Raw genomic sequence first — 14,979 nt, 5'->3', positions numbered from 1 at the left:
GTGAGAAAACAAGATACAGCCAACAAAGGAGGATCATTTTTGAAGATGACTCTGTTTCAAACATCTTGAAAGCGCATTCCCGATTTGAAAACACTGAATAATTATAGGGGGCAGAATAGAATGAGAAATGTCTCAAAAACGTTTGGAGCATGCCTTTTGACAAGTATAATGATTATTTCTGGATGCGGAGATTCGACAGACAATTCCAGTACGAACAACAGTAATTCTAATGGTCCGATCACATTTACCTTCTTCGGAGCTGACGCAAGTCCAAATTGGAACAAGATGCAGGATGAGGTAGGCCAAAAAATCTCTGAAAAAACAGGTGTAACCATTGATGCGGAGTACGATATTTCAAGCGGTGGAGGGAACGACCGCATCTCGCTTATGGCTGCCAGTGGTGATTATCCGGATTTGATTTTCCCCAAAGGAAACTTAACAAGACTCGTTGATGCTGGGGCCATGATTGATTTGACGGAATTAATCGAAGAGCACGCACCGAATCTGAAAAAAATTTATGGAGAGCATTTCAATCGTTTAAAATATAGCAACGACGATCCTTCAATTTATTGGATACCGACCAATGGTGCCATTGACCAAATCAGTTTTGATGCTAACAATGGCGCAGCCATTCAGCATCGCGTAGTCAAGGAACTGGGGTATCCGGAGATCAAAACCTTAAACGATTTCGAAAAGGTGTTGAAACAATATTACGAGAAACATCCCACAACAGAAGATGGACAACCAACGATCCCGTTAACACTAAGCGCAGACGGGTGGCGACGAATGATCACCGTAACCGATCCTGCCGCTATGGCAACCGGTGGCCCCGGGGATGGCGAGTATTATATCAACCCGGACACTTACGAGGCCATTTTGCATTATAAACGGCCTGAGGAGAAGGAGTATTTCCGTTGGCTGAACAAGATGTTCAATGAAGGTCTACTGGATAAAGACAGCTTTGTTCAGAAGGATGATCAGTATAAGTCCAAAATTGCCAGCGGTCGTGTACTATCGCTGCTGGATCCAAACTGGGGCTATAGTGACGCGGAAAATGCACTGAAAAGCGCGGGCAAGGACGATATGACATACGGATATTATCCAGTGACGCTGGACGAAACCTTTAAACGAAAAGACTTCCAGGATATCGGTTTTGACGGTTATGGCATCGGCATTACAGTTGACTGCGAAGATCCTGTTCGAGCCATTAAATTCTTGGATTGGATGTCTTCCGAAGAAGGGCAAATTTTAAGAAACTGGGGCATTGAAGGCGAGCACTACGTTGTGGAAGATGGAAAGCGCACGATTCCGACAGATGTTCAGGAGCGGAAAAATAAGGACAACAACACATTCACCAAAGAAACGGGCATAGGGCTGTACTATATTTTTGGCGCTCATTACGGTGATGGTGTCAAAGATTCGACGGACAATTACTTCACGACCAATTATCCTGAACAGATTCAACAGAATTATTCCGAGGTGGAAAAAGAAGCTCTTCAAAGTTATGGCATCACGACCTGGAAAGATTTGTTTCCTTCCGAGGAAGAATTCCCTGTAAAAGAGTGGGGTGCGGCTTACAATATGCCGATTCCTTCAGATAGCGGGGATTACAATGTCGTATATCAAAAAACGCAGGATATTATCCAGAAACGGATCGCTGAAGCAATCACCGCCTCTCCGGACGCCTTTGATTCCATTTATGACAATATGATCAAGGAAATTGATGATGCAGGAGCAGTAGCCATGGAGAAACAATATACAGAATGGATCAAAGATCGTGTCAGGTTGTGGACGGGTAAAAATATAGAATGAGATTGGGTATTAAATACAACCTAGAGCAACCGATCACCGAAAAGGAAAACAATAGGGTTACTAAAAGTCGCTGTTTAGCGGCTTTTTTGCTTTGAGAGGATAGTCTTCGCGCAAGTGGGATAATTGAAATTGATTTGTGCTATGGCGAATGGGGGACACGCCAGCTGGCACCATAAACGCAACAAATTGTATATGAGAAGCGTCTATTCATCATATAGACATCAGCAGGGGTGAAACAGATGCAAGTAAAACTAATGACAATGATCGGTGCTGTTCTCGGTTCTATGCTCGTATGGGCAGGCAGTGCTGCAGCGGAAGCACAGTTTGTCGATCTGCAGCATTCCAAGTGGGCAGAAGATGGCATTGCATATATGTCGGAACGGGGAACAGTGGCTGGCTATGGCAATGGGATATTTAAGCCCGAGGGGCTGGTCACACGTGCACAAGCGGTCACTTTTATGGTGCGGGAGCTATATCCGCAAGAGCTTCAGAAAGCAGTGCAAGGCACGGCATATTCGGATGTTCCGACAACACATCCGTTTTATCGCGAAATCGCCATAGCGGCTAAACATGGACTTGCCAGCGGATTTCCTAACGGCACCTTCCATCCGGATGCTCCAATTAGTCGCGCAGAGACTGCGGCATTCCTTACACGTGCATATCCACTCGTGGAAGGCAAGCAATCCGTAAGTTTGACAGATACGGAAAAGCATTGGGCAAGAGCGCCTATTCTCATCTTGAGTTCAAACGGTTTGGTTGGCGGATATTCAGATGGCACCTATCGTCCGAATCGATCTGTCACACGAGCGGAATATGCTGTATTCATGGCGCGAGTGATTCGGTTTGAACGCGAAGCAGCTATTCAAACGCAAGATTGGGACAAGCTGATATCCTATATGACCGTAAGTGAGCAAGTCGGCCAAATGCTCATGCCTGATATTAGGCAATGGAACGGTAAAGTGACAACCACTGTTAATGAAGGGCTGAAACGAAGTATTCACGATCAGGATTTGGGCGGACTTATTCTATTCGACAAAAATATTGTAGATGTTAGGCAGGTCACAACGTTCACACACAATATCCAAAAGGAAGCAGGAGACATTCCTATGTTTCTTAGCATCGACCAAGAAGGAGGCGTTATTAAGCGAATCCCAGGCGGGACGAATCTGCCGGGGCAAATGGCGCTTGGTGCAACCGGAGACACAGCGCTGGCCGAAGCGGCCGGACAGTTGACAGGGGAGGAGTTGAAGGCACTGGGGGTGCAAGTCAATTTTGCACCAGTGCTTGACATTAACAGCAATCCTGACAATCCGATCATCGGCATGCGGTCGTTTGGCTCGGATGCGGATTTGGTGACACGGCTTGGTCTCGCAGCGATAACGGGACTACAGAAATCAGAGGTGATTGCGGCAGTCAAGCATTTTCCGGGGCATGGCGATACGACAGTAGATTCCCATCTCGGAATGCCGGTGCTGCCACATAACCGTGAGCGGCTCGATACAGTAGAACTGAAACCGTTTCGGGCTGCGATTGAGAACGGGGTAGAGATGATCATGACCGCACATATTGCTTTCCCTGCAATAGATAACGAGTATGTCACTTCACTCAAAGACGGGACTAGCGCGCCGATCCCTGCCACGTTATCCAAAAAGGTACTGACCGGACTGCTTCGGGAGGAGCTGGGGTATGAAGGTCTCATCGTTTCGGACGCTTTTACCATGGACGCAATCGCAGAGCATTTTGGGGAGAATCAAGCGGTGGAACGTGCTGTCTCCGCTGGTGTTGATATCATTCTTATGCCGCAAGATTCGGCAGCTGCACATCAAACGCTGGTGAATGCGGTGAATAGCGGCAATATCCCAACCGAAACCATTCATGCTTCCGTGAAGCGAATTCTGGAATTGAAAGCGAAGTATGGACTGTTTGAACGCAGCGAAACCCTTACCTATAAGCTAGCCAGACTTAACGATATCATCGGATCGAAGGAGCATCGCACCGTAGAACGTGAAATCGCAGAACGAGCAGTTACATTATTGGCCAGCCGCGAAGGTGAGCAACCGGACCTAATTCGGCAAGGCGATCAGGTTGTTATTGTCGCAACAGAAGAGGATCAGGCGAAGCAGCTCGAGAAGCAGCTGCTGCAAGCCGCAAACAGTCTATCGCTAGAGACGGAAATTGCTGTGGTGAGCCAGGGGAAAACGAATGAAGCCCTTCAGGCGATAGGCAAGGCGGATTACGTCATCCTGGCTTCGTACCAGTTCCGTAACGTAGCCAGTCAGTTCGGATGGTCCGATTATCAAACCTTAATCGATGCGATGAACAGGAGGAATCAACGATACACGCTGTTGTCGCTGGGCAACCCATACGAGACAATTTATTTGAATAATGTGCGCTCGGGACTTGCCGTATACGGAAAGCAGGAGCCAAATACAAAAGCGGGGATCAACGTGCTGCTTGGCCAACAGAAACCAGGTGGCAAGCTGCCAGTGAAAACGCCTTGACAGCAAAAATGGAGAGGCTCAGCCTCAGAGGTTGATGAAGAGCCCCATTGAAAGTCGCTATTTTAGCGGCTTTTTTTGTTATACCGGTATAATTTCTTGTCCTAAGCAGGACAACTTCTAACTTGGGAGGTCCTAGAGGTGAGCACTAGCACCTGACCTCAGTACCAGCACTAACATCACACCAGTGCTTGCAGTTTTATTGGTGGATTATGTTTCTGCGGTATTGGTAGGGTGTAACCCCGTATTCTTCCTTGAACAACTGGATAAAATATTGATTTTTTTTGTAACCGACCATTTGTGCGATATCGGCTATGCGGAGTTCAGATTCCTGCAGCAGCCGGGAAGCCTCCTCCAACCTTTTCCTCGAAATGTAGTTTGACACATTTTCTCCTGTCTCCTGTTTAAAAAGTTTGGAAAGGTAGACAGGATGAAGATGTGCGACTTTTCCCAGTTCATCCAGGCTAAGGCCATGTGAAAGATGGTCTTCGATGTATGTTTGCACTTTGTCGACAATGGTTTGAATGGACATCTGCTTGTTGTTCCTGATCCGGCTGACCTTATCCATGAGGGTCGACCAAAGTTCGTCAGGGTCTCGCAGCCGATTAAAAATCCAGTCTGCAGTTTCAGATGCATCCCGATTATTATCCGCCTGATATAGATAAAGGATGGTCTCCATGAGAAAGATGATTTTGTGCTTTCTGAGATGGATTCGATCATATTTTTTAATGATGTTTCCGGCAGACTCCCATTCACCGCATGATCGAGATGGATTGTATAATTCCATGAAGTCACTTGAGTGCACGTGTTCGCTTAGGAAAAATCCGTAGAATTGTTGGCGGGTCTCGTTTCGATCTTTTAACGAAAAGGGCGGTGACAAAAGCGAGTGTTTCAATGTGATGGTCAGTTCCCCAGCAATTTCTTCCGGAACGAAAGCGACCAATTGGGTACCCGCAGTCCAAACAAGACGGTCCAACTTGTCTCCAATCGTATGTTTTACAATATCCACATGTGCTTGTGTGAAATTATCCATCTTAAAGCCGCAAAATTGGCGCGCCCCTAAAAAATCAGTGTAGGCATCAAATTTGGCCCGTAAGGTTTCGTTTTCTCCAAGAAGCGAAAGCAGATACCCCAAACCATCGAAGTTTTCCCATGCGACGGGTTGAATGGGCCGTGTTTTTATAATGTTCTTGATGGCTTTAGACATGGCTTTCTCCACATCATCTTTGTCTACAGGTTTGAGCAAATAGTCGAGTGCACCCAAACGGATTCCTTGCTGCGCATATTCGAACTGGGAATAGCCGGAAAGAATGATGACTTTGGTTGGCAAGCCATTTTTTTGGATATGTTGAAGCAAATCAATCCCCGATACCTCGGGCATGCGGATGTCAGTGATCAGAATATCGATATGGCTCTGATTCAACATTTCTCTGGCTTCAATCGAATTGGTCGTCGTCTCGATCTGATCGATGCCGAAGGATTTCCAATCGAGCAAGTGCTTCATATACTCAACGACATAATGTCCGTCATCAACGATTAATAATCGCATAAAATTTCCCCTTTCTCCGTGGGATTGTGAATGAGCAGCAGGACGGACAAGCCTCCCCATTCATTGGTGGAAAACTGCAGACCGCTTAGCTCGCCATACGTATTTTTCAGACGCTGGTTTACATTCCAGAGCCCAACCCCTCTAGTTCCTTCAGGTGAGGCGCTGCTCTCAAGCCGAGCTTCCAGCATCCGGATCTCGTCCATCGTTAGACCTTTGCCGTCATCCGAAACCCTTATCTTAATCAGATCCTCTTCCTGTTTTACATCGATCGTCACCTGATGGGCTCCCTGTTGACCTTCAATTCCGTGTTGAATCGCGTTTTCGACTACGGGCTGAATGATCAGCGGCATGAGGGGAAGCGAGGCCAGTTCCGGCGGCAAATCGATGTTGTACTCCATTTTTTTGCTGAGAGCCATAATGACCAGGAAATGTTCCGCAAACTGAAGTTCACTTTCCAACGTGACTTCATGCCGATCCAATTTGGTTAAATAGCGGTAATATTCGGCCAGATGCTTGCTCATTCGCATGACGGAATCCGGCGAAAACTGGGCCACCGACATGATGAAAAACAAACTGTTGTATAAAAAATGAGGGTTAATCTGAGCTTGTAATTGTTGAAGTTCCGCACTTCTTCTCAGTTCCGTTTCGGTCTTCAAGGATACGAACAGATCCTGGATTTCGGCGACCATATGGTTAAAGCTTCTGAAGAGGCTGTAAAACTCTTTGTCGGTGTTTTCGGTAATCCGTGTGTTATGGTTCCCTTGCTCGACTTGTAAAAACTTCTTCTCCAGCAGACGGATATTGCGGTAATAGTTCCGGTAGAACGTAAAGATGACAATCAGGCCGAGCGTCAAAACCGCTAAAATGCTGGCGAGGAAAACTTTGCGGCTGCGGTCAAGCGGCTGCAGGAAATCATTGGTCCGTGTGTATGTAATCAGGTAGGTGTCGATCGGTTCAATATATCGGGATAGAACATAGTAGTCATCCGAATTGGTATGATAATCATATTTTAAGGTTGCCTCGGTCTGGGGAGAAAGCATATTGGTAACCGCTTTCAATAGATCATTGTCGACTTCTGATTGACTCCATAATTGCTGGTGATCAAACAGAAAAAAAGCGTTCGAGCTGTCATTATTCACGGCTTTTTTCAGCAGGCTTTTCAAATATTCCGTATTGAGCTTCACGCCAACGACATACTGAGCTGGTTCAGTTTGTCCTGGTTTTTGGATGTAAGGGTAGACGGCAAAGTAATACAAGCTTTCGTCAATGATTTGCCATCCCCGTTGATCAACATCTTTGAACGGAAGTCTTGCCTCCAGCGTATTGTTGGTGGACAGGAACGTTTCCTCAGACTTCCAGTAGATGCCGATCGATTCAATGGATCGACTGGAAAGTAGCGTTTGCCGCAATCGATCAACAATATCATTTTTCTTCATTTGGGAATCATAATTGCTCAACTCGATCACCTGGCTCTGATAAAAGCGGACATCACTGTCTGCCGCAAACTGAACCCCATACATGTTTGCCTCATACATAATCCCGTCTAGAATGCCCTTCACATAATCAAGCTGGTTCTTGGAAGCGACAATCAGGTTTTCTTCCAGTGTCTTTGAGCTCAAACGGTTCATTACAAAAAACAAACTCAGCGTCAGCAGCAGAAAAAAAACAAAGAAATAGATAAATCGCTTCATGTACATTTTTCTTATCATATGATTTCCCTTTCCTAATGCAACACTAGAAGTTATAACTCCATGTCGGTGTAACTTTAATATAAGCCAAACCACTGGAAAGCGGAAGAGCAGCGAAATACTAAAATGAAAGCGGTTTAAAAATGATTCAGAATGGGGTGATGATCTTGAAATTTTGGCATTTTGGTGTGAAAGCGCTTTTGTTAAGCTTAACTGCGAGGATTGCTTTCCCAGTGTCATCATAGAGGAGGTATGCAACATTAACGAGATTGGTACCGTTACAACTGGAAAAAAAACAAAACTTAAGATTTCCCATCGAAACTCGTTGAAAAAGGAAGTCAGGAAAAATTGGCCTTTGTATGTACTGTGTATTCCCGCTTTGGTGTTTGTCTGCATCTTTTCTTATGGCCCCATGGTAGGGCTGCTGATGGCGTTTCAGGACTATAAACCGTGGCTTGGCATCGGAGGTTCCCGGTGGATCGGGTTAGATAATTTTGAACGGATTTTTCAGTATAAAGAAGCGACACAAGCGATCGTCAATACGCTGATTATCGCCGTTTCCAAAATTATCGTTGGTATTATTGTTCCAATCATCATGGCTATTCTGCTGAGCGAGATCCGAAATATTGGCATTAAGAAAAGTGTACAGACACTGGTGTATCTGCCGCACTTTTTGTCGTGGGTCACAGTGGCAGGGTTGATGATCGACATTCTCGGATTAGACGGAGGCATCAACCAAATTTTGACCCGGCTGTTCGGGATCGATCCGATTTACTTTTTGGGTGATCCTGATCTTTTTAGATTCACGGTTGTGGTCAGCGATGTGTGGAAAAGCTTCGGCTTCGGCATGATAGTCTATTTGGCAACGATAGCGGGGATCAATCCTTCCTATTACGAAGCGGCAGAGATCGACGGCGCCACACGTCGGCAGCAAATCAGGTACGTTACCTTACCTAGCATGCTGCCAATGATTATCGTCATTTCCACGCTGAGTCTGGGGAATATTCTGGACGCGGGCTTTGATCAGGTCTTCAATCTGTACAACCCGCTTGTCTACAGTACGGGAGATATCATCGACACTTATGTCTACCGTTCGTCCTTGTTAAATGGACAGTACGGGTTCGGGACCGCGGTTGGGTTGTTTAAGTCGGGTATCAGCCTAATCTTGATCGTTGTATCCTACAGACTGGCCTACAAGTATGCCAATTATAAAATATTCTAACAAGGAGGGAGAGGGATCATGTACCATAAGACGACAGGCTATAGAGTATTCTCGTATTTTAATTATGCGTTCATGATATTGGCAGGACTGGCGTGTTTTCTTCCCCTGCTGCATTTAATGGCGCAATCGCTCAGCAGCAAGGCGGCCATTAGCGGCAACATGGTGTCATTTTGGCCGGTCGGATTCAACGTTGACGCCTATGTTAAAACGTTCAACAATTCCAATTTCATCGGCGCCATGCTGACCTCCATTACCCGAACGGTTTTGGGGACTACAATCAGCATGTTTATCCTTACCTGTGCAGGTTATGCCCTGTCCAAGGAATTTCGGGGGCGCAATGCACTGATGTGGTTTTTTATCTTTACCATGCTCTTCTCTGGAGGATTGATACCTTCTTACATTCTGGTGACAAACCTGGGATTAAAGGATACCATATGGGCCCTCGTATTGCCGGGAGCTTTCGGAGCCTATAACCTGATCCTTCTCGTCAATTTCTTCAAAACGATTCCAAAAGCGTTGGAAGAAGCAGCATTCATTGATGGAGCATCCTTTTTCGTGATCCTCAGCAAAATTTATTTACCGTTGTCTCTGCCTGGACTAGCAACCGTATCCTTGTTCATTATGGTTGGACACTGGAATTCCTGGTTTGACGGAATTCTGTACATGTCGGATGCGAGCAAGTATCCGCTGGCTTCGTTCCTGCAGACGGTTGTGGTGCAGAGCAATATGCAGAATATGGCGATGAGTCAGTCTGAGGTGGCAGCCATGTCGGAACAAAGCATCAAAGCAGCCCAAATTTTTGTCAGCACGTTACCCATCATTCTGGTCTATCCTTTTTTACAACGATATTTCGTTAAGGGGATCGTGCTCGGAGCTGTGAAAGAATAGTTATGATGACGAAAAATTGGATCAGAGAACACAAATTGAGTTTGAGTGAAGGGGGCATGTTTTCATGAAGAAAAGAAATGATTTATGGAAAATGGTAAGTCTGGTTATGTTATCGGCTATTCTTGTTGCTGGCTGCAGTAAAGGGGAAAGTGCTTCTGAGGCCGCACCGGCATCGGTGCTCAAGGATGGAAAATATGATCCTCCGTTTACGATTACCATCGCGAAACAACAGGATGAAAATGCCGGCAAATACATCAATGGTGAAAGTTTGAATGACAATGTGTTGACCCGTTGGGGCGAACAAAATCTCGGCATCAAGATCCAAACGACCCTGCTGGGTGGCGACGCTTCCCAGTACAATACCAAACTGCGGCTGGCACTGACAGGTTCCGAGAAGCTGCCGGATGTTCTGCCGGTCTATGACACCATGCTGATCAATGATTTGATCGAATCGGGGCGGGTCAAGGAGATCACGGAAGATATTTCAACCTACATGCCTGATCGGATCAAAGAAATTTACAAACAATATCCAACCACCTTCAATCCTGTGGTCAGAGATGGCAAGGTTTACGGAATGGCCATTGCGCCGAATTTGACGGAAGGCGAGGTCATGCTGATCCGCCAGGACTGGCTGGACAAATTGAAGCTGAAAGCTCCGACGACGATGGAGGAGTTTGAGCAAGTCATCGCTGCGTTCACTACTGAGGATCCGGATGGTAACAGTAAACAAGACACATACGGCTTTACTTTCTCAGGAAAGGATTCCTACAACACGGGCTGGGTCAGCGATCCGGTGATGATATTCAGTGCATATACAGGCAAACACCTTCCAAGACAATGGTATAACGACAACGGCAAACTTACCTATGGATCGGTGGCTGAGGGTAATAAGGATGCCCTTGCCAAGCTGCGTGATTGGTATTCCAAAGGGTACTTGAACAAAGAATTGGCCACCCAGGGCGCCTGGGACGCACTATCCGATTTCACTGAAGGAAAGGCAGGCATCATCATCGGCCGTCCTTGGCTTTACGACAGTGTGAAGGACGTGGAGAAAAATGTGGAGGGTGCGAAAATCAGTGCTTATCCGACCATTCAAGCCGTAAACGGCGATAAGACCTACCAGTCTGCCCAGTTGAACGATGGCGTGTTCATGTTCAACAAAGACTTTCAAAACATGGAGGCATTCTTCCTGTACTACGATAAAATGTACGATGCGGCGTTCAGCACTGGCGATTTCAAATATGGCTACGCTCAGGGATACGATTACGATATCGTCAATGACGAAGTGACATTCGATCCAACGAAATTCAATACGCCATTGGAGGCTGTACAAGGTGTTGGGAAAATGGCATTTACCAAAAATACACCGAGTGTTGACGGTCCCGGCAAATCGTACTTCGATCTGGCTAACGGTGCCAAGCCCGATACGGGTGTCCTTATTCAAAGCGCTTCAAAGGATCAAACCACCAAAGACGGATATCGGATCTCCTATGAAAATCGGGATGTCTTGCTGCCAAATGAGTTTAATGGTCCGCCCACGCCAACGATGCAGAATGTGTGGGAACAGCTAACCACCATGGAGCAAGAAACCTTTACGAAAATAATTTACGGAAATGAGCCACTTGAAGCGTTTGATACCTTTGTCAAACAATGGCACGAAAAAGGCGGAGACCAAGTGATCGAAGAAGTAAATGAGTGGTACAGCCAAGCCAGGGAGACGGATGTCATGTCACTGATGAACCTGAAATAAAAGTCCCACTTCATAGAGGTCAATCTTCCGGGAACAAGGAGGGTTGACCTGTTAAAGGGGAGATACAAAAGGAGATGATGAATCATGATCAAAGGTAAACCAGGAATTGCACTCATCATTGTATTTTGTTGGTTAGCATTTCATTTATCGTCCTCAGCTCAAACTGCTCACGCTGCTGCAAGCGAGGAGACAAATATTGCAGCAACACTGTTTGTGCTAAAGAATGAATCGGAAGTTTCCAATGCCAAAATACATTGGGCACCTGTTAACGGAGCGACCGAATATGAGCTGTTTAGATCCGAGAACAACGGACCCTATACGCTGCTGCAGACCTTAACCGGTACAACAACGGATGATTATGACCTCAGCATAGGAAGCACATATAGCTACCAAGTGAGGGTTTATGGCGGCAATTCCCTGTTAACCTCCGCCGTTTCGCCTGAATATACCCCTTATACTCTTCCGGATAACCTCACCACTTTTGATAATATAACAAAATCAACCCTATCACTCCCAAATGAACTTAAAGTGGGAGATACCTACTACAGGTTCAATTTTGAACAAAAGTCATCAGGTGGTTTTGGTCAGATGATTCAACAGACGTCAACCGACGATATCACCTATGGTAACGACAAAGTGGTCCTTTCATACACGGATCATCCCGATCTGGCTAATAGTAAATTTGAAGGGATCAATATTCTATACCATGCCCCCTCCAATAAATTTGTCTTTTGGGCTCACTATGAAAATAGTACAGACTACACACTTGCCAGGGTATCGGTGGCTTCGGCCACGCCGGGAGAAAACTTTACATTTCACAAAAGCTTTCGACCCGAAGGAAACGAGTCCAGGGACATCTCGATTTTCAAAGATGATGATGATTCAGCTTATTTGATCTCCACGGCGAATAATAATTCGGACACCATTTTGTACAAGTTGACCTCCGATTGGCTTGATGTGGATCATCAAGTTTCGGTTATTTATCAGAATCAGCACAGGGAACTGCCTAAGATGATCAAAAAGGATGGCATTTATTATTTGTTTTCTTCCCAAGCTGCAGGTTGGTATCCAAGTATCCCCCTGTATTCCTCAGCAACAAGTATCGATGGAGCTTGGTCTGAATTACGAACCATCGGCAACACTTCTACCTTTTCGGCACAATCGGGTTCCGTCATGCGAATAAAGCCAAACACTGGAAATCAGGTTGTAATGGTTGCTTACCGCTGGATGTTTGGCTGGGCAGGTACACAAAACGGAACAACGGAGGAACGACTGCTCCCGGTTTGGTTCTCCAATGGTTACGCGTTCTATGATTACTTTGATCAAATTTTGTACAATGCGAACGATGATGTCGTGGTTCCTGTTCAGAATGGAAAGCTGTTGTCGCAAGGCAAACAAGCCACTGCGCAAACGGCTGCCGGAACTAACCCGGCGAATTATGCGAACGATGGTAACTATCAAACCGAATGGATCGGCACAGGCAGTTCCTGGCCACATTGGTGGAAAGTAGACCTTGGCTCAGTTCAACAAATTAATAACGTGCAAATTTCCTGGTGGATGCAAAAAGGCTCCGAAGGATTTTACAAATATAAAATTGAAACGAGCACAGACAATGTGAACTGGACCGAAGCATTGGATCGAACCGATAATACATCGTACGGCTTCACCTCGGATAGTCTTTCGAGTACTGCCAGATATGTACGAATTAATATGCTAAATGCGACACTTCATAACAACCCTAACAACTGGTACACCCCAAGGCTGTGGGAAGTAAAGATATTTGGAACAGAAACCGATTAACGATGTTCCCAAACATCAAATATAAATGGATGAGAGGTAGCTGTGTGAATAATAGATTAACCAATGGTGAGAGTTGGAATGATTCAAGCGGTCAGCCGATCCATGCCCATGGTGGACATATTCTATTTCATGACCATTATTATTATTGGTATGGTGAAGACCGCAGAGACGATATTTATGTTAGTTGTTACCGTTCCAAAGATCTTTTCAATTGGGAGTTTCGAAACCATATCATTACGACTTTTACTCCAGCTGCACCCATTCGTGTTCGAACAAATATGAAATTAAAGAACGACAAAGGTGGAAAAGTGAACCTGGAGCGACCTAAAGTGCTTTTTAACCCGGCGACAAAGAAGTTTGTTCTATGGGTGCACTATGAGAATGGAACGAATTATACTGATGCTGCATGCGCGATCGCCACATCGGACTCTCCGGATAGCCATTTCGTATATCATGGCAGCTTTAATCCTTATGGGTATATGTCGCGAGACTGCACACTCTTTCAGGATGATGACGGGACTGCGTATTTCATTTCAGCTGCCAGAGACAATGCGGATCTTCACATATATCGGCTGCATGCAGATTACCTTAATGTCGAAAGCCTTGTCGGAAAGCTGTGGCAGGGGGAGTATCGGGAGGCTCCGGCCGTTTTCAAGCGAAACGGAAAGTACTACATGCTGACCTCTTTTTGCACGGGTTGGGATCCGAATCAGGGGAAATACGCGATGGCGAATTCCATGGATGGTCCATGGGGAATGCTCAGCGATTTTGGCGATGAAACTACGTTTCGAACGCAGCCTGCATTTGTGCTGAAGCGATCAGCAGAGGAGTACCTTTACTTTTCGGATCGCTGGAACGCCTTGGATTACTTTCAATCCAGCTATGTGGTGCTGCCCATTGAATTTGAAGGGGATATTCCGGTCCTGAATAATTGTTCAACATTAACTTTAGAAGGGGATACTCATTCCATTGTTTTTAAACGGTAGAGGAAGTTGCTCTTGTGGGGATAAATCGATCGATTTATCCCCTTATTGAAGAGCGTGATCATTCATGTCACATGTCTGTTTATCATTCGTTTGTTCTTTTTCTTTCTCGGAATGATATAAAGTGTTCCATCTTCGCGATACTCTGCGTACGCTATATCCTTAATATTATGATAGCCCTGTTTTTGCATCTCCATCATTACCTTCTCCGTATCAATTTCCTTTCCTCTCATCGACATTTTCAGAAGTTCCCCTTTGTCAATCACTGTAATAGAAAAAGAATCGGATTGTGTTTCCAAACCCATATCTTGAACAGTTGGAGGTTCATATTCGGGCTTGCGAAGGACGGACAGAGATCCGTCTATTTCCAAGACGGCATGTTTGACTTCCTGGAGCGAAAAAACATTCTGTTTTCGAAGCATGGAGAGCAATTGTTTATATTCGATATCATATTTTTTTATCAAACTCTGATTCACTTCACCGTTATCAATTAAGAGAGCCACCCGACCTTCTGCTACATACCCGAATTTCACAAATCGGGTGGTTGCTTTCTCAAAAAGATAAGAGAGGGCAGTCCAAACGGCCAATGCAAATAAAAGGTGAGACACCTTTACCTGATCGTCATACAGCGTATTCCCTACAATTTCACTCAATACTAACGAAGACAGGAAGTCCAGCGGTGTAAGTTGACTAAGCGTTTTTCTACCCGTGATAAAAGCGATGGCCCAAAGTCCGAAAAAGCTAATTACGAGCTTCATTGTTAAATCCATAAACATATCTATCCAACCT

General features: G+C 45.5%; 10 protein-coding genes. 7 read left to right on the top strand and 3 right to left on the bottom strand.

Features of this window, described 5'->3' with window-relative positions:
* Nucleotides 1-120 precede the first annotated feature (120 nt).
* Nucleotides 121-1,812, top strand: a complete 1,692-nt coding sequence (locus HP552_RS29655; protein ID WP_175398938.1) for an ABC transporter substrate-binding protein — start codon at nt 121-123, stop codon at nt 1,810-1,812.
* Nucleotides 1,813-2,051: 239 nt separating this feature from the next.
* A complete protein-coding gene (locus tag HP552_RS29650; RefSeq protein WP_175398937.1) occupies nt 2,052-4,313 on the top strand; it encodes a glycoside hydrolase family 3 N-terminal domain-containing protein in 2,262 nt (753 codons plus the stop codon).
* Nucleotides 4,314-4,509: 196 nt separating this feature from the next.
* Here HP552_RS29650 and HP552_RS29645 read toward each other — a convergent pair whose 3' ends face one another.
* On the bottom strand, nt 4,510-5,859 hold the full coding sequence (locus HP552_RS29645) for a response regulator (RefSeq protein WP_175398936.1): 1,350 nt from the start codon (nt 5,857-5,859) through the stop codon (nt 4,510-4,512).
* Nucleotides 5,847-7,568, bottom strand: a complete 1,722-nt coding sequence (locus tag HP552_RS29640; protein ID WP_175398935.1) for a sensor histidine kinase — start codon at nt 7,566-7,568, stop codon at nt 5,847-5,849. The genes HP552_RS29645 and HP552_RS29640 overlap by 13 nt, the downstream gene beginning before the upstream one ends.
* 154 nt (nt 7,569-7,722) lie before the next feature.
* On the opposite strand from HP552_RS29640, the gene HP552_RS29635 reads away from it, so the two are divergent.
* The 5 genes from HP552_RS29635 to HP552_RS29615 all read left to right on the top strand — a co-directional run bounded on the left by HP552_RS29635 (nt 7,723) and on the right by HP552_RS29615 (nt 14,193).
* Nucleotides 7,723-8,769: an ABC transporter permease gene (locus tag HP552_RS29635; protein WP_246311107.1), complete on the top strand. Its 1,047-nt coding sequence runs from the start codon at nt 7,723-7,725 to the stop codon at nt 8,767-8,769.
* Nucleotides 8,770-8,787: 18 nt separating this feature from the next.
* Nucleotides 8,788-9,657: a carbohydrate ABC transporter permease gene (locus HP552_RS29630; protein WP_175398934.1), complete on the top strand. Its 870-nt coding sequence runs from the start codon at nt 8,788-8,790 to the stop codon at nt 9,655-9,657.
* 64 nt (nt 9,658-9,721) lie between these two features.
* Nucleotides 9,722-11,407, top strand: coding sequence for a type 2 periplasmic-binding domain-containing protein (locus tag HP552_RS29625; protein WP_175398933.1), 1,686 nt, complete (start codon nt 9,722-9,724; stop codon nt 11,405-11,407).
* 84 nt (nt 11,408-11,491) lie between these two features.
* Entirely contained in the window at nt 11,492-13,207 is a 1,716-nt protein-coding gene (locus HP552_RS29620) for a discoidin domain-containing protein (RefSeq protein ID WP_175398932.1), read from the top strand.
* A gap of 44 nt (nt 13,208-13,251) precedes the next feature.
* Nucleotides 13,252-14,193, top strand: a complete 942-nt coding sequence (locus HP552_RS29615) for a family 43 glycosylhydrolase (protein WP_175398931.1) — start codon at nt 13,252-13,254, stop codon at nt 14,191-14,193.
* Nucleotides 14,194-14,255: 62 nt separating this feature from the next.
* Here the strand turns inward: HP552_RS29615 and HP552_RS29610 are convergent, their stop codons facing one another.
* Complete coding sequence (locus HP552_RS29610) at nt 14,256-14,966, bottom strand: DUF421 domain-containing protein (protein WP_217506585.1); 711 nt, start codon at nt 14,964-14,966, stop codon at nt 14,256-14,258.
* Nucleotides 14,967-14,979 lie beyond the last annotated feature (13 nt).

Source organism: Paenibacillus xylanilyticus (assembly GCF_013359935.1).
Taxonomy (GTDB): Bacteria; Bacillota; Bacilli; order Paenibacillales; family Paenibacillaceae; genus Paenibacillus; species Paenibacillus xylanilyticus.
Note: the sequence above shows the minus strand (reverse complement) of the source record. Positions and strands in the feature narration are given on the sequence as shown.